3 protein-coding genes are annotated in these 2100 nt (G+C 52.1%); all 3 read left to right on the top strand.

Going from position 1 to position 2100, the window contains the following annotated elements; translation table 11 throughout:
* Positions 1-424 precede the first annotated feature (424 nt).
* The 3 genes from I9187_RS21860 to I9187_RS21850 all read left to right on the top strand — a co-directional run bounded on the left by I9187_RS21860 (position 425) and on the right by I9187_RS21850 (position 1970).
* Positions 425-724: a hypothetical protein gene (locus tag I9187_RS21860; protein WP_171237080.1), complete on the top strand. Its 300-nt coding sequence runs from the start codon at positions 425-427 to the stop codon at positions 722-724.
* Between the two features lie 55 nt (positions 725-779).
* The gene (locus tag I9187_RS21855) at positions 780-1394 is read left to right on the top strand and encodes a hypothetical protein (protein WP_171728198.1); all 615 of its coding nucleotides are present in this window, start codon (positions 780-782) and stop codon (positions 1392-1394) included.
* Between the two features lie 402 nt (positions 1395-1796).
* Positions 1797-1970 carry a hypothetical protein gene (locus I9187_RS21850; protein WP_171239070.1) on the top strand — a complete coding sequence of 58 codons (174 nt, stop codon included), beginning with the start codon at positions 1797-1799 and terminating at the stop codon, positions 1968-1970.
* The last annotated feature ends 130 nt before the right edge of the window (positions 1971-2100 follow it).

The following is a 2100-nucleotide window of genomic DNA, read 5'->3' as shown; positions in this document are numbered from 1 at the left end:
TGCTTACACTGATGGCGCGACAGCTGGTATCGAGTTTCTGGGCGACGAAGGCGCATTGTGACCAGTCTGTCGCGTAGCCGAAAACGGCTGCGTAGCACTGGCTTGATTTGCTGAGGCTCGACTTGGTTTGTAGAACCACTATCATTGTATTCGCGATCCTTTACCTGTTGGCGTTGATTGCATTCTTGACGGGCACATTTGGCTGGTTGGGACAGGAAAGAGACCCTTTGTCCGGGGTGTTCCTTCTGCCGTTGGGACTACCTTGGATACTTGTAGCGGACTCGATCTCAGAGTCGGCCAAACCGTGGTTCGCGGCGCTCGCACCGGTGCTCAACCTGTTAGCGCTGGTCTTGATTTGCAGATGGGCACATGGTTTGCGCCGGTAGTGAAAGCCGCGCTTATTCTCACCAAAAGGGAGGAAAACATGGGAAAAGTGATCTTGGGTATTGTGATCGGGCTCGTCCTCGGCGTGGTTGGGGCGATGACCTTAGGTGGCGGGGCCGCAGTGGGTGTCGGCGTTGCGACAGGCTTGTCCGCCGGTGTCTGCACCACATTGAAAGGAGCACAAGCAGAGAACCTGATCACCCCCGAGCAAGCGGATCAGATCCTCAATCGCGTAAATTCCGAGATGGCATCACTGCAAGGAATTGAAACGACAGACGAGGTCGTCGGCAGCGCACAGGCATGCGATGAGTTTCTATCAAAGTTGAGGGATGCAAAGTGAGGTTCCGCTTAGTACGGAACAAAACTGTAAGGACAAGCCAACAGGGAACCATCTGATGAAACTCGTTTTACTCAAACTCCTCACTCCCATGTTCGCAATCGCGGGCACTGCTGCTTTTGCAATGTCAGAAGCCGATGACGCGTGTATCGACCAATTACGGCAGGTTGGAGGACCAGACGGTCAATCAGGTACGATAGAAAGCTCAGAGTTCTCGGAAGCAGGTACGCTCGTCATGCTACGAGATGCAGGTGGAACACTTTGGCGCTGCATCGCGTACAAGGATGGAAGCATTGGAGAGATGTCGGTTGTCGAGGCGATGGATGATGGCGGTGGAGCCATTGCAGGCGTCGCCGGTTCTACCGGTAGCCAGCGTGTCAAATTCGATGTCGGTTCCACTGGCGCCGAACTTGTCGGCCAACTCGCGCCCGGAGCGTCGCAGCAATACCTTCTCGGTGCAAAGAACGAACAGTTCCTTTACGTCCGCGTTGCTCCGCGAAATGGCTCCTTGGACTACGTCATTCGTAACCCCGATGGTTCTGAACTGTTGGGATTGATGTCGGCGGACAAGGAGTATCGAGGACAGCTTTGGCAATCCGGTGATCATGTTGTGGAAGTTATCAATCGCAGCAACTCTTCCGTCGACTACAACGTAATTTTCGGAATTGAATAGGTGATCAATCAGAAACCCTGGAACGCAAGTCCAAAAAAGCGAGGGAAACACAGATGAATCCCAAGGTCCTATTGGTGATCGGCACGACGTGTATTACTGCGCTTGCAGCATGCGACGAGAGTGGCGGATCAGTGGATGCAAGTGCACCAACTGTGGGCAGCTCTAGCGATCTTTCGTCATTTGAAGGGGCAAGAGCGGGACAGGCTGAAATGGGCATCCAGAGTCTCGGATTTGAACTCATCCGAAGCGAAGGGCTCACCTCGTACTGGTTTAACACGGATACTGGTGCATGTGCTCGGATCACGACATCTGAGGGAAGGTACTCAGATGTAGCTATGCTGCCATCAGGTGACTGCTGACACATTTTTCATAAATCAAACATCTGCAAAAGGGAGCTTAAGTTTGCATTTTGATCTGGTACATGCGGCGGTCATCGTTGTCGCTCTGATTGTCACAAACCTGGCATTGAAGTCGTCCGGCGTGATCAACGAAGAAAGCAAACACCAATGGAACTGGAAAGTTTTTCTGGCCTACTTCGTGGTCGTCTTTATCATCAATCTGGTGTGGCCGATTTAAAGCTTCAGGTCGGAAAGTCTATCCCGCACTTGATACGGCTGTTGAGAATGAGCCGCTCCAATAGATTACCAAGTAGGAAGAGTTTGAGCATAACAGGCTGAAAAATAGAAAGGAGCTGGCATGCGGTTTT

This window comes from Ruegeria sp. HKCCE4148, from assembly GCF_017872495.1.
Taxonomy (GTDB): Bacteria; Pseudomonadota; Alphaproteobacteria; order Rhodobacterales; family Rhodobacteraceae; genus Ruegeria.
The sequence above is the reverse complement of the archived record's forward strand: the minus strand, read 5'-3'. Positions and strand labels throughout refer to the sequence as shown.